General features: G+C 45.7%; 19 protein-coding genes. 6 read left to right on the forward strand and 13 right to left on the reverse strand.

Features of this window, described 5'->3' with window-relative positions:
- Window positions 1-355 precede the first annotated feature (355 nt).
- Window positions 356-835, forward strand: coding sequence for a GAF domain-containing protein (locus tag BLR88_RS12395; RefSeq protein WP_091260794.1), 480 nt, complete (start codon window positions 356-358; stop codon window positions 833-835).
- Between the two features lie 37 nt (window positions 836-872).
- Here BLR88_RS12395 and BLR88_RS12400 read toward each other — a convergent pair whose 3' ends face one another.
- On the reverse strand, window positions 873-1,145 hold the full coding sequence (locus tag BLR88_RS12400; RefSeq protein WP_091260795.1) for a hypothetical protein: 273 nt from the start codon (window positions 1,143-1,145) through the stop codon (window positions 873-875).
- 70 nt (window positions 1,146-1,215) lie between these two features.
- On the reverse strand, window positions 1,216-1,563 hold the full coding sequence (locus BLR88_RS12405; RefSeq protein ID WP_057897659.1) for a carboxymuconolactone decarboxylase family protein: 348 nt from the start codon (window positions 1,561-1,563) through the stop codon (window positions 1,216-1,218).
- A 138-nt stretch (window positions 1,564-1,701) separates the two neighbouring features.
- On the opposite strand from BLR88_RS12405, the gene BLR88_RS19595 reads away from it, so the two are divergent.
- Window positions 1,702-1,839, forward strand: coding sequence for a hypothetical protein (locus BLR88_RS19595; protein ID WP_156423993.1), 138 nt, complete (start codon window positions 1,702-1,704; stop codon window positions 1,837-1,839).
- Between the two features lie 95 nt (window positions 1,840-1,934).
- The gene (gene nhaC, locus BLR88_RS12410; protein WP_057900222.1) at window positions 1,935-3,365 is read left to right on the forward strand and encodes a Na+/H+ antiporter NhaC; all 1,431 of its coding nucleotides are present in this window, start codon (window positions 1,935-1,937) and stop codon (window positions 3,363-3,365) included.
- A 119-nt stretch (window positions 3,366-3,484) separates the two neighbouring features.
- On the opposite strand, the gene lldP is transcribed toward nhaC, so the two are convergent.
- The 5 genes from lldP to BLR88_RS12435 all read right to left on the reverse strand — a co-directional run bounded on the left by lldP (window position 3,485) and on the right by BLR88_RS12435 (window position 8,903).
- The gene (gene lldP / locus BLR88_RS12415; protein WP_057897658.1) at window positions 3,485-5,146 is read right to left on the reverse strand and encodes an L-lactate permease; all 1,662 of its coding nucleotides are present in this window, start codon (window positions 5,144-5,146) and stop codon (window positions 3,485-3,487) included.
- Window positions 5,147-5,301: 155 nt separating this feature from the next.
- Window positions 5,302-5,994 (reverse strand): FadR/GntR family transcriptional regulator, encoded by a 693-nt coding sequence (locus BLR88_RS12420; RefSeq protein ID WP_057897657.1) that lies wholly within the window; start codon window positions 5,992-5,994, stop codon window positions 5,302-5,304.
- 175 nt (window positions 5,995-6,169) lie between these two features.
- Window positions 6,170-7,606: an amino acid permease gene (locus tag BLR88_RS12425; protein ID WP_057897656.1), complete on the reverse strand. Its 1,437-nt coding sequence runs from the start codon at window positions 7,604-7,606 to the stop codon at window positions 6,170-6,172.
- 466 nt (window positions 7,607-8,072) lie between these two features.
- Window positions 8,073-8,549 carry a CcdC family protein gene (locus tag BLR88_RS12430; protein WP_236781954.1) on the reverse strand — a complete coding sequence of 159 codons (477 nt, stop codon included), beginning with the start codon at window positions 8,547-8,549 and terminating at the stop codon, window positions 8,073-8,075.
- Window positions 8,550-8,711: 162 nt separating this feature from the next.
- Window positions 8,712-8,903, reverse strand: a complete 192-nt coding sequence (locus tag BLR88_RS12435) for a hypothetical protein (protein WP_057897654.1) — start codon at window positions 8,901-8,903, stop codon at window positions 8,712-8,714.
- Window positions 8,904-9,053: 150 nt separating this feature from the next.
- Between BLR88_RS12435 and acnA the strand changes: the two genes are divergently transcribed.
- The gene (gene acnA / locus BLR88_RS12440) at window positions 9,054-11,795 is read left to right on the forward strand and encodes an aconitate hydratase AcnA (protein WP_082705862.1); all 2,742 of its coding nucleotides are present in this window, start codon (window positions 9,054-9,056) and stop codon (window positions 11,793-11,795) included.
- Window positions 11,796-11,841: 46 nt separating this feature from the next.
- Here the strand turns inward: acnA and BLR88_RS12445 are convergent, their stop codons facing one another.
- The 3 genes from BLR88_RS12445 to BLR88_RS20405 form a co-directional block, all read right to left on the reverse strand.
- Entirely contained in the window at window positions 11,842-12,063 is a 222-nt protein-coding gene (locus BLR88_RS12445) for a Uma2 family endonuclease (RefSeq protein WP_082706146.1), read from the reverse strand.
- 139 nt (window positions 12,064-12,202) lie between these two features.
- A complete protein-coding gene (gene mnmA / locus BLR88_RS12450) occupies window positions 12,203-13,312 on the reverse strand; it encodes a tRNA 2-thiouridine(34) synthase MnmA (RefSeq protein ID WP_057897652.1) in 1,110 nt (369 codons plus the stop codon).
- A 107-nt stretch (window positions 13,313-13,419) separates the two neighbouring features.
- Window positions 13,420-14,220 (reverse strand): N-acetylmuramoyl-L-alanine amidase, encoded by an 801-nt coding sequence (locus BLR88_RS20405; protein WP_091260797.1) that lies wholly within the window; start codon window positions 14,218-14,220, stop codon window positions 13,420-13,422.
- A 588-nt stretch (window positions 14,221-14,808) separates the two neighbouring features.
- On the opposite strand from BLR88_RS20405, the gene ytvI reads away from it, so the two are divergent.
- Window positions 14,809-15,843 (forward strand): sporulation integral membrane protein YtvI, encoded by a 1,035-nt coding sequence (gene ytvI / locus BLR88_RS12460; RefSeq protein ID WP_057897651.1) that lies wholly within the window; start codon window positions 14,809-14,811, stop codon window positions 15,841-15,843.
- 46 nt (window positions 15,844-15,889) lie between these two features.
- Here ytvI and BLR88_RS12465 read toward each other — a convergent pair whose 3' ends face one another.
- The 3 genes from BLR88_RS12465 to BLR88_RS12475 form a co-directional block, all read right to left on the reverse strand.
- Window positions 15,890-16,942 carry an ABC transporter substrate-binding protein gene (locus BLR88_RS12465; RefSeq protein ID WP_091260799.1) on the reverse strand — a complete coding sequence of 351 codons (1,053 nt, stop codon included), beginning with the start codon at window positions 16,940-16,942 and terminating at the stop codon, window positions 15,890-15,892.
- A 69-nt stretch (window positions 16,943-17,011) separates the two neighbouring features.
- Window positions 17,012-18,376 carry an FAD-binding oxidoreductase gene (locus BLR88_RS12470; RefSeq protein ID WP_057897649.1) on the reverse strand — a complete coding sequence of 455 codons (1,365 nt, stop codon included), beginning with the start codon at window positions 18,374-18,376 and terminating at the stop codon, window positions 17,012-17,014.
- 23 nt (window positions 18,377-18,399) lie between these two features.
- Complete coding sequence (locus BLR88_RS12475; RefSeq protein WP_091260801.1) at window positions 18,400-19,176, reverse strand: ABC transporter ATP-binding protein; 777 nt, start codon at window positions 19,174-19,176, stop codon at window positions 18,400-18,402.
- A 379-nt stretch (window positions 19,177-19,555) separates the two neighbouring features.
- Here BLR88_RS12475 and BLR88_RS12480 point away from each other — a divergent pair, with 379 nt between their 5' ends.
- Window positions 19,556-20,143, forward strand: a complete 588-nt coding sequence (locus BLR88_RS12480; protein ID WP_057897647.1) for a DUF502 domain-containing protein — start codon at window positions 19,556-19,558, stop codon at window positions 20,141-20,143.
- The last annotated feature ends 15 nt before the right edge of the window (window positions 20,144-20,158 follow it).

The following is a 20,158-nucleotide window of genomic DNA, read 5'->3' on the forward strand; positions in this document are numbered from 1 at the left end:
CTCCAGCGCTTTGTTAATCGCTTTCATATTCTGTTCATCAGCGAAATTGGTAAACGGTTCAGGACGATATGGAATCATCGGAACAACCTCCTGTTAACATTCATTTTCTATATCATTAATTACGTATTTATGCAATTTACATGCCAAATTCATGAAAGCGTAGTTCCACTCATTTTGTAATAAAATCCTATCAGCCATTATTAAAAATATTTTGCAGCAAAATAAATTAGCACTATATACGCAAAATATTTTTGCGATTTTATTTATCTTCATCAATTTGAATTTGTCAAAAAACTACCTGTCATGTATCATGAAAAAACAAAACCATCATAAATGTAAAGAAAGGGCGAAAGAGATGTTTAAAGCAGGAAAGTATGAAGCATCCCGCGAACAAAATTACGAGCTAGTCGGCAAGCAACTTAAAGCGCTCATCGAAAATGAACCCAACCGTATCGCTAATCTGGCGAACGCGGCCGCCCTATTGAATCAGTTTCTCAAGCGTATTAACTGGGTCGGTTTTTATTTATATGAGGAAAATGAACTTGTGTTAGGGCCTTTTCAAGGGCTGCCGGCCTGCGTACGCATCCCGCTCGGCAAAGGCGTATGCGGCACAGCCGCCAGCGAACGCCAAACGCTATGCGTAGAAGACGTAAATAAATTTCCGGGTCACATCGCTTGCGACGCCGCCTCCCAGTCTGAAATTGTTGTACCAATGATCAAGGACGGCCAATTAATCGGCGTTCTCGATATCGACAGTCCGGAGAAAAGCCGCTTTGACGAAATCGATCAACGAGGACTCGAAGCGTTTGTTCGAATTCTTTGCGAACATCTGTAATAAAAATAGCCGCCGGATGTAACCCGGACGGCTGTTTTTATTTTTCCTCTCTCTCGGCAATACACCGTTTCATCCATTCGATGTTTTGTTGAAGAGATGCTATACGCTCGTCCTTTGTCCTTTCTTCTTCGCCATCCGGAGTCTTCGCTTTATCCGCTTCGTACAATCCCGGCATTTCCGCGCCCCGACCCAAGCGACGCTGCGCTTCATACGATTCAGCAATTTGTGGAGTATCAAGCGGATCCCACGCTTTTACATCCCCCAGCGTTCCTTCTTTCTTTATTTCTTCCTCTTTATTATCCTGAGCCATATGCCGTGCCTCCTTCATCGCTTCTCTGATTCTCCTTTACCATCTATCTCCAGATCATAAAAAAGTTTTCTTACTGCATTTGATCTTTAAACACCGCGAGCGCACGTCGCACAAGAGAAAGCTGGGAAAACGCCGCCCCTCCCCTTAGCGCAGCGGTTACCTGAAGCGCCTCGTAAATTTCCTGTTCCGTCGCGCCTTTATGCAGTGCCTCCATTGTATGATACAAAATACAATATTCATCTTGAGAAGCTAGGCTAACCCCTAGCGCAATCAATTGCTTCTCCTTCTGTGAAAGGCTTCCTTCCGCAAACGACACCCCTGTGAATTCATTATAAGCTTGCGTAAACTCCGGGCTCATCTGCTGAAAAACGCCAACGCTTTCCTTATAATCACGAATCGCCTGCAAGCACTGATTCATTTCGCTTCACTCCATCCGTCTGTTTTTCATCAAACACCCCATAGTATGCTCCAATTAGATTTTTCTTATTGCGAATATGCATACAACCAACTTTCCTTTCCATTTAATAACAAAAAGCAAAATTTTCAACAAATTCATATGATATTTTTTGCAATTGCAAAATTAATTAGCACTATCTATATATCTGACTTGATGGTTTACGATTTATTTTGCGGTAAGAAAAAAGGAAGCGGAGATAAGAAAAAAGAAGATGACAAAACAAAAAGAAAAATATAAAAGGGCATCTATAATATGGCACTAATTTTGCAACAATAGAATAAATAAACAACAAAATGAAAAGTTAAACAAAGGGGGGCTTCAATTTGAACAATATTCAACAACGGGACATTCCATTCGGACTAGCTATTATTCCTCTGCTCGTTATGATTGGCTCTATGGCTGTAACCATTATCAAGTTTGAAGGCAGTCCTCATATTCCGCTTATTTTGGGTGCTGTTGTATCCGCTTTTATCGCATGGCGTCTTGGACATAAATGGGAAGAAATTGAAAGCGGTATCTATCACGGTATTCGTCTTGCACTTCCTGCAATCGTTATTATCATAATGGTAGGTGTCATTATCGGCGCATGGATTGGCGGTGGCGTGGTGGCAACTATGGTATATTACGGACTAAAATTAATTACACCGTCCTTCTTCCTTGTGTCTATTACACTCATTACGGCGATCGTTTCTTTAGCTATCGGAAGTTCCTGGTCTACGATGGGAACGATCGGGGTTGCAGGCATGGGAATTGGTATTAGCATGGGGATTCCGGCCCCAATGGTGGCGGGTGCTATTATCTCAGGCTCTTATTTCGGCGATAAAATGTCGCCACTGTCGGATACTACGAACCTCGCATCCGGTATTTCCGGTTCCAACTTGTTCGAACATATTCGCCATATGCTCTATTCGACGATTCCTGGCTTACTTATCGCACTTATCGCTTACTGGTTTCTAGGGCGCCAGTTTGCTTCCACTTCTATGAACAGTCAGGAAATTATAAGCATCATGTCTGAACTACAAAACCAGTTCGTCATTAGCCCATGGCTGCTTTTCATCCCACTGGTCGTTATTCTGCTCGTCGCCCGCAGAGTCCCGGCGCTTCCGGCCCTTATCGTCGGCATCATTCTCGGTTTCTTTGCCCACATTTTCGTGCAGGGTGGTAGCGTTAACGAAGCGGTTAACACACTGTATAAAGGATTTACCATTAAGTCTGAAAATAAATTAATCAACGAACTGTTCAACCGCGGCGGCATCGAAGCGATGATGTACACCGTATCACTTACGATCGTGGCCATGATGTTTGGTGGCGTACTCGAAAAAACAGGCATGCTAAAATCAATTGTCGACAAAATTCTACTTATCGCGAAAACAGGAAAACAATTGGTCGTAACCACCGTTCTTTCTTCTTTCTTCACGAACATAGTAGCGGCAGAACAGTATATTTCGCTTGTCGTGCCAGGCCGTATGTATGCGAAAGTATACCGTGAGAAAAAGCTGCATCCGAAAAACCTGTCGCGCGCGCTCGAAGACGGTGGTACGCTGACATCACCCTTTGTACCATGGAATACATGTGGAGTATTTATCCTTTCCACATTAGGCGTTCACTCGTTCGCTTACGCTCCATATGCAATTATTAACTATGTAGTTCCGATTATTTCTATAATTTTTGCAATAACTGGCTTTACCATCGTAAAATTAACCGACACCGAAGCCAAAAAAATGGAGCGGTTTGAACAGGAAGAACAGGTCGAAAACGTGTAAACAAAACATAAAAAACGGGTTAGACTGGGAGGGAGCCCCGGTCTAACCCTAGACTATTGACAAATGCATTTCCTTCGTCCCCTCTATATATGCGCATCAAAAGAAGACATACCTGATGATTACGGAAGCATCCAGGTCAGATAGTAGGCTTGGACATAAGTAATCACTCCTATAATCACGACAAACAACAAACTATGTTTAACCGTAAAGCGGAACAAATCAGACTCTTTCCCAACTAATCCTACCGCGGCGCATGCGACCGCGATCGACTGCGGTGAAATCATCTTTCCTGTTACACCGCCCGTTGTATTCGCCGCCACCAAAAGCGTCTCATTCACGCCGATTTGCTGTGCGGTTACATTCTGCAAACTACAGAATAACGCATTACTGGACGTGTCAGAACCAGTAAGGAATACTCCAAGCCAGCCAAGAAATGGCGAGAAGAACGGGAACACGCTGCCCGTGGTCGCCAATACGAGGGCAAGCGTGGAAGAGAGCCCGGAATAATTGGCAACAAATGCAAATGCTAGCACCATACCAATAGAGAAAATCGGCTTCTTTAACTCGGACAGTGTTTCTTTAAACGTGGCCCATCCTTCGCTCGGCTTCATCCTCAGCACAAACATTGTAATCAGGGCTGCAAATAAAATGGATGTGCCGGTTGCCGACAAAATATCGAATTTGAACACCGCTTCATATGGTACCGACTTCGTTACAATCGGTTCAGCCTTAATGACCAACTTATCTAAATAAGGTACGTTTATTTTGAATACTAAAGCTTCCAACGGGCCGCCTTTGCCGAATAAATCTTTAAACGGTTTTAAACTCCAGACGGTTACCATAATCGTCAAAATAATGAACGGGGACCACGCTTTAAATATTTGACCGGATGTGTACCCCTTTTCAACACTCGTCGCCGCAAATTCGTCAGCAGCTATGCCTGCTTTATCAAAACGAAAAACACGTTTGGGCTGCCATACTTTTAAAAACAGCGAAAGCGATACAAGGCTCACCAGAGCGGAAGTGATGTCCGGAAGTTCCGGACCGATAAAATTTGCCGTGAAATATTGAGTAATTGCAAATGAACCTCCCGCCACAAGTATGGCTGGCCACGTTTCACGCACACCGCGCAAACCATCCATAATGATAACGATCCAAAACGGAACAATAACAGATAAGAACGGTAACTGCCGGCCCGCTACCTGACCGATTTGAAAAGCGTCAATACTCGTCACCTGGCCGGCAACTGTAATCGGAATCCCCATCGCGCCAAACGCTACTGGCGCCGTATTGGCAATCAAGCATAATCCTGCGGCATACAAGGGATTAAACCCAAGCCCAACGAGCAACGCAGCGGTAATTGCTACAGGCGCTCCAAATCCAGCCGCCCCTTCCAAAAATGCGCCGAACGAAAACCCGACAAGCAACATTTGTAAGCGCTGGTCTTTCGTAATTGAAAGAACCGATGCCCGAATGATATCAAATTGTCCGGTCTTTACGGTTAATTTGTACAAAAAGACAGCGGTTACAATTATCCATGCGATAGGCCATAACCCGTAAGCAAAACCATATCCTGCGGCAGCCAACGCCATAGAAACTGGCATCTTGTAAACCACAATTGCAATAACAAGGGAAATCAGCACGGTAAGCACGCCCACAGTATGTCCCTTCATGCGGAAGACAGACAATGCAAGGAAGAAAAATACGATCGGAATAACTGCCACGACCGCTGACAATCCGAGACTTCCCAGCGGCGCATACACTTGTGTCCATGTCTGCATTCGTTACACCTCTTCTACCCTTAATTTTGTTTTTATATGGTCAGCCTTGGCGGCTTGTACCTATTTATATATCTTTCTATATTAATCAGGTGATCTGATAGGTAAGGGTGAAAAATACATCATATCATCTGACTTTATTCTTTAGAAGAAAAGAGCTATTCCAGCATCTTTTCCTCCACTCCTCGCAGATGATACAGCATCACTTCGGCCGCCTCAGCACTGTTTTGCGCCCGTATCGCTTCATAAATTCTTGCGTGTTCCTTGTATAGCTTTTCTGGAACACCGTTGGTGCGATACAATTCCAAACGACTTGCGTACAGCGAACGCTCTATCGCCTCAGAAATCGACATCATGATAGTAGAAAGCGTCTGATTGTGCGAGGCCTGAACTACCGCATAGTGAAACTTCCAATCCGCCGCATCTCCGAGTATTCCCTGCGCGAGCGCCTGCTCCATCTCAGCTAGCGCTTCCTCGATTCGCTTAAGATCTTCCTTCGTCCGACGTTCCGCTGCCAGCCGCGCAGTACCGCTCTCGATGATTTTACGCACTTCTAAAAGTTCAATAATTTCCTGCTTTGTCGCCGGTCTCAGCGCTTCAAACGCAGAGATAACTTCTTCGGGATCATGACGGGTAACGAATGTTCCTTCACCCTGCTTCATTGTAATTAAGCCAAGGGTCTTGAGCGAACTCAGGGCTTCTCTTACTGTGGATTGCCCAACACCGAGCGTTTCCCCCAGCTCCCTGAGCGATGGGAGTTTGGCCCCCGGTTCATACTTACCAGAGATAATTTGTTCTTTAAGATAGTCAGCAACCTCTTCATACGTTTTACGTACTTTAAATTTTGACAACGCTTACAAGCCACACCCTTTCCCATCAGGTCATCTGATATGTGATAACGATCAAATCGTACTATACTTTTCAGTCTTTTGTCAATATTCGATTTAGAACATAAAAAGGAAGCAGGGGCAAATTCGTTTCTGCTTCCTAATTCTTAGTATTGATTATCAAAAATGCTTCCAATGTTTACATGGAAACCACATCTTTATCTTCATACACTTTCATATCCACATCATTTTTCTGCAGTTTTTTCTTTACGCATAGATTGTAATAAAGATAGCAAAGGAGCATAAAAGGAATACCGCAATATAACGCCATACGCTGTTCAGGAATAAAAATAAGACTAAGCAGCGCAATCGCATTAAGAGAAAACGCCAAGATAGGAACTATCGGATAAAGTGGCGTTCGAAATTTCAGATCGCGAATATCCCCGCCAGCTTGAAGAAAACGCTTTCTGAAGATGAACTGTGAAGCAGCGATTGCCATCCAAGCCAGAATGGCCGTCATTCCGGAAATAGAAAGAAGCCAGTTATACACAGTTCCTTCCGCGAATACGCTTGTCAAAAGCGACAAGCCCGCAACCCCTAAGCTTATGATCAGCGCGTTCAACGGAATTCCTTTAGCTGTCACTCTTGCTAACGCCGGACTTGCCATACCGTTCCGCGACAAAGCCCAAAGCATCCGCGTCGTCGTATACAATCCAGAATTCGCTACAGACAACAAGGCTGTTAAAACGACAAAATTCATCAGATCAGCCGCATACGGAATTCCGATCTTGTCAAAAACAACCACGAATGGACTTTCAACAACGCCCGCCTCTTTCCATGGAATAAGCCCCGCAAGTACAACGATTGCCGCTACGAAGAAAACAATCGTACGCCATACCGTATTTCTAATCGCTTTTGGAATCGTTTTATCTGGACTTTCACTTTCGCCGGAGGCAATCCCGATTAATTCTGTTCCCTGAAACGAGAAGTTGACAGTTACCATGGTTAACAATACAGCTAATACCCCGTGCGGAAACAGTCCACCGTCACTAAAGAAGTTGCTAAACATAGGAGCCGTTTCGCTTCCTTTCATATCAATCAAACCAAACATAGCGGCTCCACCAAGAATGATAAACATGAGAATCGCTACCACTTTAATACCGGCAAACCAAAATTCCGTTTCCGCAAAACTCCGTGCAGAAAACGCATTCAATAAAAACAACATCGTACCAAATACTACACACCAGACCCATACTGAAACATCCGGAAACCACCTTTTCATCAAAATGCCTGAGGACGTAAGCTCAAGTCCAACTGTTGTCGCCCAGCCCAGCCAATACATCCATCCGATCGTGAACCCGGTTCCAGGCCCAATAAAACGAGTAGCATAATCCTGGAACGAACCCGCTACAGGCATTGCTACCGCAAGTTCTCCTAAACATAACATAACCAAATACATAACAAAACCGCCAACCAGATAAGCCAACACGGCTCCCCCCGGTCCTGCCTGGTTAAGGGTAAAACCTGAGCCGAGAAACAATCCCGTTCCGATAACGCCGCCAAGGGCTATCATAAATAAATGTCTGCTTTTCATTGAACGCTGTAATTGATTGTTTTCGTGATTAAAGCTCGCCATACTGCTCCTCGCTTTCTTTGTTGCTTACCTTTTATATGGCCCATATAAAAAGCAAAAGACATACCACTTTTTTTCGCCCTTTCTCTATCTAAACAGAAAATGACTTAAAAACAAATCCAACTGAATAACTATTCACAATAAAAATTAAGAAAAAATATTTTCGGAAAATACAAAATTATATTATACTTATTACTTCTTTGCTTTTTCAAAATGAAGCTCACAAATGATACCGATGGAATTTTTATGTTATTCACAAATTATTCATTTTCTATTTTTATCCAAATGTTTTTTCTCTGAAAATGGGTATGAACCGTGCGCAAAAATATTTTTCATTTTGTGCAAAATATTTTCAAAGTCGAAAAATTATTTTGCATGTCCATGTCGATTTATCAAGTCAACTGTGATGGTTAATCAACACCCTTGCTTTTCTCCAACATAAAAAACCGCTTACGAATCAAGCGGCTTTTTATGTTAAGATACTATCTTCATCCAATGTCCGTTGTAACCTCAAATATTCAAAGCACATTGCGATACGCCACGGAACAATCATACCGAATGCTAGAATGAAGAATAGGCCGGCTGTTTCCGTTACACTTATATACATACCAACATATGACTTCAGCGCCAGCCGCAGCGCAACCAACCCGAAAAGAATAAAAATAAACGCTTTGGAACGCTTCAGATAAATGTCATTACCAACTACCTCAAATCGTGATGTCATAATTAACGGGTATGACAACAGCGTTCCCACGAAAAACGCAAGCAACGCATAGCTTATATGCACATGCATGGGCGGATACAAAAACATTGTGAAACCTGTGCTCATAAAAAAGGGCGGTAAAATGATTTTCCTAAGCGAAGCCGGCTTTTTCGACACTCTCATACGAATCATAAACACCACCGTTGCCATAAGCAATCCTATAGCTGTACTTATAATCGTCATACTCACAGGTATCATCCCTTTCCAAGTAATTCCTCACCCACTGCATAGTATATTGCTTACCTTTTTTTATTATACAAAACTAATTAGGTAAATTAAATGTTATATTTACCTAATCATAAAGCAAGCTGCAACCTTCCGGATTGCAGCTTTTCTTCCTGCCTTCTATTCATAGCTCTGTTCGTTCTGTTCAGATTGGTCAACATCGACCAAATTATTGCGCTGAACTGGCGTTTCGAACGTCAATGTTTCATCCACGACTCCGCCACCTTCATCCATCATACGATCCATACCTTCAGCTACGTCCTCCAGAAACGACATGTCCTTTTTCTCGCGCGGATCGATATGTTGCTTCATTTTACATCCTCCTCAAAGAAGTTTATCCTACAGTTTTTAGGATAGAAAAATCGATCCTGTTTATACATCTCCTTGTCCCTCATATCTCAAAGTGAATGGCGCATACTAAAAGAAGCGTAAAAATCTGGATAAAAAAGGAGGACGCTGCTTATGACTACCAGCCAGACGCTGCGCGAAATGTGCCGCGCACGCCTTGACAGCGGCCAGTACTATTATCGTTTACAAACGCTTGAAGAAAAAGGAATAGGAAATGTTTCAGCGCTGCCATTTTCCATCAAAGTTCTGCTGGAATCAGCGCTCCGCACAATGGACAACAGGGCCATTACAGAAGAACACATAAGACGTATCGCCAATTGGAATCCTGCGCCCAAACCGGAAGAAATGTTTGAAATTCCTTTTATACCAGCGCGCGTCATTCTACAAGACTTCACAGGCGTTCCTGCTGTAGTGGACTTAGCTTCCATGAGAGATGCGGTCTCCCGTCTAGGGCTTGCTCCGGAAAAAATCAATCCGCTCATCCCTGTTGACCTCGTAATTGACCACTCTGTGCAAGTGGATCAGGCAGGCTCCAATACTGCGCTCAATTTCAATATGCAAAAAGAATTCGAGCGCAACCATGAGCGCTACAAATTCCTGCGCTGGGCTACCCAAGCATTTACGAACTTCCGGGCTGTCCCCCCGTCTGTCGGCATCGTTCATCAGGTAAATCTGGAATATCTAGCTTCCGTTGTCACGCAGAAAGAAAAGGAAAACGGCGTGGAAGCATTCCCGGACTCACTGGTGGGAACCGACTCACACACCACAATGATTAACGGGCTTGGGGTTCTTGGCTGGGGTGTCGGAGGCATCGAAGCAGAAGCGGCAATGCTCGGCCAACCGCTTTACTTCCTTCTGCCTCAGGTTGTCGGCTTCGAGCTAACAGGAAAACTGCCGGAAGGAGCAACCGCTACCGACCTAGCGCTTACCGTAACCAACATCCTCCGCAAAAAAGGAGTTGTCGGTAAATTCGTCGAGTTTTTTGGTAGCGGCTTAAGCTCCATGACGCTGGAAGACAGGGCAACGATCGCTAACATGGCTCCAGAATACGGAGCTACGGTGGGTTACTTCCCGATCGACGAGCAGACGCTGCAATATCTGCGCACAACCGGACGTTCCGAGGAACAAATCACTTTAGTGGAGAACTATACGAAAGCCCAGGGACTATTTCGGACAAATAACATGCAAAACCCAGCCTATTCAGAAGTGATCTCGCTCGATTTAAGCACTGTAGTGCCTACGCTGGCCGGGCCAAAACGCCCGCAAGATCGTATTGATCTAACGAATATGAAAGAAGAATTTCACAAAGTGCTACGCCAGCCTATTAAAGAAGGCGGTTTCGGCCTGTCCAACGAAAAAATCGAACAAGAAGTCATGGTTACGTATCCGGATGGTACCAAAGCTCCGCTCCGAACCGGTTCCGTTGTTATCGCAGCCATTACGAGCTGTACCAACACGTCCAATCCTTCCGTGATGATCGGCGCTGGACTTCTAGCAAAGAAAGCGGTGGAAAAAGGATTGCGCCGCAATCCGAATGTCAAAGCCAGCCTCGCTCCTGGTTCGCGTGTCGTAACCCAGTATCTCGACGATGCTGGGCTCACTCCATATCTTGACCAGCTTGGCTTCAATACGGTCGGCTACGGATGCACCACCTGCATCGGCAACAGTGGTCCGCTCATTCCAGAGGTGGCCAAAGCCATTGCCGAAAACGACATGACTGTTACATCCGTACTTAGCGGAAACCGGAATTTTGAAGGCCGGATTCATCCGCTCGTTAAAGCAAACTATCTGGCCTCACCTCCGCTTGTCGTCGCCTATGCGTTGGCCGGCACATTCGACATTGATTTATATAACGATCCGATTGGACATAACGACAGCGGGGAGCCTGTATACTTGCGCGATATTTGGCCAAGTGAAGAAGAAGTACGACAAATTATGTCTTCCATTATCACGCCGGAGATGTACCGTGAAAAATATAACAACGTGCATGCGTTCAACAAGCAATGGAACGAAATCCCCGTCTCTACCGATCAGATTTATAACTGGGACAAAGACTCTACGTACATCCAGTCACCGCCTTTCTTTACAGACTTCTCGCTTGAAGTCCCCGATATTAAACCGATTGCGGGCGCTCGCCTGCTGGCGCTGCTTGGAGACTCAGTGACAACCGACCATATTTCTCCAGCCGGTGCCATCAAGCCAGATAGCCCGGCAGGACAATACCTGCAAGAAAAAGGCGTGGAAGTACGTGATTTCAACTCGTACGGCTCACGGCGCGGAAATCATGAGGTAATGATGCGGGGAACATTCGCCAACATCCGCATCCGCAACCAGCTCGCTCCGGGAACCGAAGGCGGAGTTACTACGTACTTCCCGACAGGTGAAGTGATGTCCATTTATGACGCAGCGATGAAATACCAAGCCGATGGCACGCCGCTTATAATTATCGCAGGCCAAGAATACGGAACAGGAAGTTCACGAGACTGGGCTGCCAAAGGTACGCTGTTGCTCGGCGTGAAAGCTGTCATCGCTGAAAGCTTTGAGCGGATTCACCGCACCAACCTCGTTTGTATGGGCGTACTACCGCTTCAATTCCCGGAAGGTAAGGGAGCAAGCGAATTGGGCATTACCGGAGAAGAAACGTTTGCGATTCCGAACCTGAATAATAACATCAAACCAAGACAGACAATTGAAATACAAGCGACCCGCCCGGACGGCAGCACATTTACGTTTAGCTGTATGATGCGTCTTGATACGGAAGTGGAAATTGATTATTATAAGCATCATGGTATTCTCCAGATGGTGTTGCGCAAGCTGATTGGCGGCACGGAAGACACTGTGCCTTCCCCATCTTGAGGATCGCTTATTAACATCGTCCTAACAAAAACAATTTCCAAATCTACTAGCTAAAAAAACGAGTGCGAACGCTGCACTCGTTTTTCTCTGCTGACTTATCACGTAAATAGTTCCCAAACTCCACAAGCAACTCACGTGATATCCACTGATGTTTTGTCAAAGGTGCTAGACTCATCGCATAAGGTACACCATCAATTAACTCCCACTTTTTATCATCCGACCAATTCAAATAATCATGATAGGTGTATTTATGTTCTAGATCATGCATCGGCAAACTTATATTCGCTCACCTGCCACTACTTTTCTTTTATTGTAACATATTGGAATTTACTGTGAAAAATCTTCGAGTCAAACGCAAAGAAGCTGTACGGCATTTCGCGCTGTACAGCTTCTTTTTTCTACCTATGTTATACTTCGTTATTTCTAATCACTTTATCGATCGTCGCGCCGCCCAGGCAAGTATCCCCATCATAGAAGACAACCGCCTGTCCCGGCGTAATCGCACGCTGCGGCTCATCAAAAATAACTTCACAGCAATTGTTCGGCTTCAGGTGCACAGTTACGCCTTGATCTGGCTGACGATAGCGGAATTTCGCCGTGCAGCGGAACGTTTCCGGCTTCTGGCGGTCACTCACCCAGTGAACGTCTGTCGCTTCCAGACCGTCGCTGTACAGCATTTCGTGGTCGCCGCCCTGTGCTACGTACAAAATATTGTTCTTTACGTCCTTATCCACGACAAACCAGGGTTCCCCCGTTCCAGAGCCTCCACCGATGCCTAACCCCTGACGTTGGCCAAGCGTATAATACATCAGCCCGTCGTGATAGCCTTTCAGCTCACCGTCCACGGAACGAATTTCACCCGGATTTGCTGGAAGATAGGAACTAAGGAACTCTTTAAAATTACGCTCGCCGATAAAGCAAATACCTGTGCTGTCCTTCTTCTTCGCCGTCACCAGTCCCGCTTTTAGAGCAATTTCACGTACTTCCGTTTTATGCATAGCCCCAAGCGGAAACATCGTTTTCGACAACTGAGCCTGTCCAAGCTGATTCAGAAAATAGGTCTGGTCTTTCTTCGGATCCACACCGCGCAGCAAACGGTACTCCCCGTCATGATAGTCCACACGTGCATAGTGGCCGGTCGCCACATAATCCGCACCTAAGTCCATCGCGTGCTCAAGAAATGCTTTGAATTTAATTTCTTTGTTGCACATTACGTCCGGGTTCGGCGTACGGCCTTTTTTGTACTCATCTAGAAAATACGTGAAAACCTTATCCCAGTATTCTTTCTCAAAATTTACAGTGTAGTACGGAATACCGATTTGCCCGCAAACCCGGCGCACGTCTTCATAGTCCTCTTCTGCTGTGCAATAACCGAATTCATCGGTATCGTCCCAGTTTTTCATGAAGATGCCAATGACATCATATCCCTGCTGTTTAAGCAGCAAGGCGGCGACAGAAGAATCTACGCCACCTGACATCCCCACAACAACCCTGGTGTTTTCAGGTGATTTGTTCATCTATGATCAACTTCCTTATCATTTTGATTCATAAGCAAAAAGATCGTTTGCTCCAGTGTCTATTATGATAACAAATTCACCTTTCCAAAAACAACACAAAGAAAAAGTTACCTACCCAGTTGCTTCAATACATATTCTATCGCATGATTCAACGCGACCGCCGCTTCAAGCCTCGTCATTTTATCAAATGGACGAAAATTTCCCTGGCCATCTCCACGCATAATGCCGCGTTCAAACAGCTTATCGACGCTGGCCGCAGCCCACTCCATGCCAGGCGTAATGTCTTTATAGTACTTGCTGATCACCTGCGGTTGATTAGGGGACGGATTGTCAACGAGCGGTGATGAGAAAATCCCCATTGCCTTGGCCGCGCCGCGCGCAATCGCTTCCGCTATGCTGTCAATAAAAGTTCGGTTCCTTAATAACGTCGCGTCTTCATCCCGGTCGATAAACCCACATTCCAGAAGAATCGCCGGCATATTGGTAAGACGCAACACGGCAAAATTGGCCGTTTTCTTTCCTCTGTCTGGCAGACCTGCTTTTTCAAACGCTTCCGCCACTTCACGGTGCATGATATTTTGGCGCCTTCCTGCTTCTTCGTCAGCCATCCCCGTCATCACATAGCTTTCAAACCCGGAACCGCCACCCGCATTAATATGAATCGAAACAAAATAGGCTGCCTGTGCGTTATTAGCAAACTCGGCCCGCGCGTTTAGATCAGCGTGTTTATCCGTGCTAAACGTTCTGTCTCCGGCTCTGGTAAGCCGCACATCGGCTCCGTACTGGCGAAGAAAATAAGATGCGCGCTGTGCGATAGCCAGCGTTACATCTTTTTCTTGCAACCCGTTTCCAACTGCCCCTGGATCCAGTCCTCCATGCCCCGGATCAATCACAATCACTTTGGCCATATAATTCCCCTTTCTTTACTGTCTTCGCTCCTTATCGCCTCACCTTTTATGGTTCAAGGAACGAACTATACCATTTTTTAAAAGCTAAAATCCTTCTCCATATATAGTATGTGGATAAACTATAAACGAAATAGGTATATAAACAACCTTTTACTTAAACAACGGGCTATGGAGACCCTCTATTTCCAATTCAAAAGAAAGCTTCATGCAAAAATGTCTTCCTATTTCTTTATCCTATCCTGTAAAGGCTTTCAGGGAATAGCAATTATAACAGCATTCCAACTTTTTGCCTTCACTGTTTTTAGGATCTAAAAACGATACGCGTACTTTACGCCCTTTAAACAATTGGATAGAATTGCTACAATTATTATGGAATTCCGTATACTTAGCACGGTTTCGCTTCCCGCTCTCGGCAGCATAAGATTTGACGCCTCTGCTCTTTTTTGAGAAAGTTGATGACAGCAAGTCTCTGTTTGAGGGACAAACTGTTAACAATACGGAACTTTCCAATGCCAGACTAAGCATGATTGAAGATAAAGGAGCCGAAAATTGCAAGCCTAAAAAATTACATGAAGTGGAGTAGAAAAGATGGCGACCATTCGCAAAACTTTTTTCTGGATTTTGATTCTTGCTATCGCAGTGTTTCTGATTCCTTACGCGCTACCATTCATCCTCGCGCTATTCACCGCGATTTTTCTAGAACCAATTGTTAAGTTTTTTATGCGTTCGCTAAACGCAAATCGACTGATTGCCGTTACACTGACGTTTCTGTTGTTTTTTGCGATATTCGGACTGGGTGGATACCGTCTGGGCTCCATCCTTGTGGTACAAACCGTAGAATTGGCGGGGAAACTTCCTGAGCTCTCCTCTAAAGTGATGGAATTTCTGGAGCATTATATGTGGAAATGGGAAGCATATGCTATCTCCCTTCCGTTTGATACCACTAATACCATTCAGGATGTGATACAGGCGCTAAAAACGTCGGCGACAAATGCCGCAACTGCCATCACAAAAGTGGTGCTGAGCGGCGTGGCTGCCATTCCCGGCTTTTTCATCGTGGCCATTATTTATCTCGTGGCACTGTTTTTAATCAGTCTTGACCTTCCTCGCCTGCACCGCAATTTCTTGAATTTATTTACCGACTCGGCACGAGAAAAAGTCGAGCTGGTGATGAACCAGTTATTCCGCGCAACGGTCGGCTTTTTGCGCGCACAGGTCATTTTAAGCCTGCTCACATACATACTCGCGCTTATCGGATTAATGATTCTGGGCGTAAAATACGCGCTCCTGCTTTCGCTTATTATTGTCATCGTGGATCTTTTGCCGATCCTCGGTACCGGTTCTTTCTTAGTACCATGGGCGATATACAGCTTTGCAGTCGGCAATTCGCGCCTTGCCATCGGCCTGGTTATTCTGTTCGTGGCCATTACGATCATCCGCCGGATCATCGAGCCAAAAGTTCTGGGTTCAAGTTTAGGTATCAGCGCCTTGGCGGCGCTTATCAGCCTATACGTCGGATTCCAACTGCTTGGCTTCATCGGGCTCATCCTCGGCCCCGCCCTCATCATTGTCTTTGAATCGCTGCGCAAAGCCGGGTTCCTTAAGTTTAAAATCGATTTTTAAAAAGCAAAAGCGCCTGCCGGACACAGGCGCCTTTGCTTTCTTTTTATTACTTCTCCGTTTTTTCAAAATAAACAGGATTATACTTCTCGATAATCGGCTTGATTTTTTCAAGATCGATACCTTCGTTGGCCGCCGCTTCTTTATTGATGCCAAGCTTCAATTCTTTCGGGAAACCGACAGGCAAATCGCCCGCTTTGGCTTCACCTTTCAATACTTTCACCGCCATCAAACCCGTTTGGTAACCAAGGTCTTTATAATCGGCGCCGAAGCCGGCAAATCCGCCATTGCGCACGGAATCCATTTCACCGGTAAATAGCGGAATTTTATGCTTCTCGGCTACCTGGACAATCGTTTTTAACGCGGCGACCGCCGTATTGTCTTTCGGCACATAAATAACGTCCGCTTTGCCAACCAGCGATTCTGCCGCCTGTTTTACTTCCGTCGTATTGCTCGCATTTACTTCCACAGCCTGCATTCCATTTTTCGTTAGCGCTTTTTTTGCATTCTCCACGTTTACAACGGAGTTAGCCTCGCCAGAATTATAAATAATGCCTACTTTTTTAGCATCCGGCTTCAGTTCCTTAATAAGTTTGATAAGTTTATGAATCGTCTCGGGATGCGTATCGGAATAGCCAGTTATGTTTTTGCCCGGCTTCTCCAAACTATCCACCAATTTGGCGCTTAGCGGATCAGTAATGGCCGTGAAAAATACCGGGATGTCCGTGCCCTGCGTCGCTTTGACCATTGCCTGTGCGCTCGGTGTAGAAATCGCCAGAATAGCATCTTTTTTATCGGCCGCAAACTTCTGCGCAATGGAGGCTACGGTGCTCGGATCGCCCTGCGCGGATTGATAATCAATGTCCGCATCCGCAAACCCGTTTTCTTTCAATGCTTTAATGAATCCTTCCCGCGCCGCATCCAGCGCCGGATGCTCAATCACCTGGGTAATCCCAATTTTGACCTTTTCTTTTGCCGGGCTGGCTGTCTCTCCACCGGATTCAGACTGCTGCTTATCCGACGACGCCGGTGCGCCACACGCGGCCAATGCGAAACATACAAGTAGCATCCATACTCCCAGCGCGTGTACTCTCTGTTTCATACCTAGGCTCCCCCTTTTTGATTTTTTTATATTTTTAGATAATTTATTATACACTAACTCTGTATTACTTTAAAATACGAAAATCTTGCCTGGATTTAAAATGTTATTCGGGTCAAGTGCACGCTTTACCGCATACATAACATCCAGCGCATTTCCGTGCTCCATTCGCTGATATTTCGCCTTGCCAAGTCCTACGCCGTGCTCGCCTGTGCAGGTACCACCGCGACTTAGTGCATAGCGCACAATCTCGGCGTTAACCGCTTCCGCCTGCTGCATTTCCTCTGGTTGATCCGGATCTATCATTAGCAAGGAATGAAAATTTCCGTCGCCTACATGGCCGACAATACCGCCTACCATCCCTGTTTTCTCCAGCAACCCGCGCGCGTGTTCAATCGCGCCCGCCAGTTCGGATAGGGGCAGACATACATCCGTTGTTATCGCCTTTTTACCCGGATATCCATGAAGAAACGCATATGCGAGATGATGACGCGCTTCCCAGAGCGCCGCCTGCCTGAGCGAATCCGTCTCAAACACAAAGCCCCCGCACCCATTTTCCTCCGCCAATTCTCTTGCAAACGCCAGATCGTGTTTCAATCCAGCCTCATTACCATGAAATTCAAAGAAAAGCGTCGCGCATTCCGGATAGTCGGTTCCTTTGTACATGTTCACCTGCCGCACCGATTGTCCGTCCACTAACTCCATACGCGCCACAGGAATCGCCGCTCCCATGATGGCGCACGCTGTCCTCACCGCGTCGCCGACGGTTGGAAAACTGGCCCTCGCCGTCACCGACATTTCCGGAATACCATATAGACGAAGCGTAATCTCTGTGAATACGCCCAACGTTCCTTCAGAACCAACAAACAGCCCATTCAAATGGTAACCGGAAGACGATTTAGCAGCCATGCTACCGGTACGTATCATTGTGCCATCAGCCAGCACTACTTCCATATCGCGCACTTGATCTCTCATAATACCGTATCGTACCGCTGTTGTTCCGCTTGCGTTGGTAGCGGCCATGCCGCCGATCGTCGCATCCGCCCCCGGGTCAACAGAAAAGAACAGCCCGTATTTCTTCAGTTCCTTATTTAACTGCATCCTAGTTACCCCCGGTTGTACGCGAACGAGAAAATCTTGTGGCCGTACTTCAACAATCTTATTCATCATTTGAAAACTAAGCGAAATCCCACCCTGCTGTGGAATAACCTGCCCTTCTAATCCCGAACCGATCCCGAACGGCACGACCGGTACCCGGTTCTCATTGGCCCATTTCAAAATGCGGCTTACTTCTTCTGTCGTCTTCGGAAAAATCACCGCGTCAGGCAACTTGGGCGTATGATAGGATTCATCCTTGCTATGCTGCGCGAGCATCGTCGGATTGGCAGTGACTCTCTCCGGCTCTACTATCTCTTTTAACGCTTCTACAATATTCACTTCATTCTCTCCTTTTTTCTAGTTTACTCCATCTGCATCCAGGCTCTCTCGTTGCGCCATGTCACATCAACTTTCGTGCCAAAGAAACGGGATAAGTTTTCAGACGTCATCAAACTTTCGGTTCTGCCCGCTCCATATACTTGTCCTTCTTTCAATAACAGCACATGCTGGAACACCGGAACAATTTCTTCGATATGATGAGAAACATAAATCATCGTTGGTCCCCCCGGTCGGCTGCCCATTTCCTGTACCCGATCCAATAATTGCTCACGCGCAAAAATATCCAGTCCCGTGGCAGGTTCATCAAGAATCAACAGAGCCGGAGATGCCATCAGCGCCCGCGCGATTAACACGCGCTGCTTCTCCCCTTGAGATAAACTCTCGTACACGCGTTTCTCCATACCACGGCACCCCATCTGTTCGAGCAAATGATACGCCTTCTCATAGTCTTCTTCTTGTGGCTTTTCATATAAAAGCCCCATAGAAGCTACTTTACCACTCAATACGATATTTTCTACCGTTTCGTTTTTATATAACTTTTCCTGCATAGAAGAGCTGACCCAGCCAATCAACTGACGAAGTTTACGCAAATCGTATTCACCGAACTTTTTGCCGAGCACGCGAATCTCGCCTTTAGTCGGCCACATGTAGCCGTTGATAATGTTCAGCAAAGAAGTCTTTCCGGAACCGTTTAATCCCATGATGACCCAGTGCTCTCCAGGTTTTACCGACCATGTAATATCTCTCAATATGTATTTATTTTCCCGCTTCCAACTCACATTTTTAATCTCGATAACCATTTCTTGTCTCCTTTCTGTATACATCACTTTTGCTTTTTTGGATCTTCTTTTGTGTCACTTATCATCATCTCATCATCTATTATAACTAAACAATAGCCCCAAATGGTGAGAATTGTCGGAATTCAAATGCACATTTTATTTCACGGTAAAACATGATATGCTAAGGCAAAAATAGAAAAAAAGGGGGGGGGAGACGTGTGTCTGACCAACCAGACCAACCAGCACGGCTGAAGTGTTCTGTCTGCGGATTTTCACTGCAATGGTGGCTCGGCAAGTGGAAATGTATAAATTGCGGACAATGGAATGGCTGTTGAGGAAACCCAGCCAGCAAGCCCGCAGGTCTGTGGAAAGAAGAATCATAAAAAGGAGCGTACCCCATATGAAACAAATCATCAAATGGTTCTTAAATGGACTGCTTATCGTGGCGCCAATCGGCGTGACGCTTTATCTTCTAGTTTATCTTTTCAAATTGGTAGACAGCCTGGGGAAGCGGATTCTGCTTTCCATGAATTTGCCTTCGATTACCGGATTAGGAATTATTATTACGCTTGTCCTTATTGTGCTTATCGGATGTTTAAGCCAGCTCTGGTTAAGCCGTAAGCTACTTGCATGGACAGAACGATTGATCACGCGTTTTCCAGGGCTGAAGACAATATACAGCATGGTTAAAGATACAATAGAATCTCTCATCGGGGAAAAACGTTCTTTTTCGCAGGTTGTGCTCATCACACACGAAGACGGCGGAAAGCGAATCGGATTCCTTACCGCCGAAAACGTAACTGCTTTTCATTTACATACATCTTATGTGGCGGTATATGTGCCGCACGCCCTCCAAATAAGCGGCGAACTCCGACTCTACCCGCGCGATCGAATCGAATGTATAGATACTTCGGTGGAAGAAGCCATGCGCTTCTGCCTAACTGCCGGCGTCACTGCAAAAAAAGAGGGAGGAAAGCTTCGCGATTAAACCCGCGCACCTTTT

It is taken from the genome of Aneurinibacillus thermoaerophilus (genome assembly GCF_900099925.1).
GTDB classification, from domain to species: domain Bacteria; phylum Bacillota; class Bacilli; order Aneurinibacillales; family Aneurinibacillaceae; genus Aneurinibacillus; species Aneurinibacillus thermoaerophilus.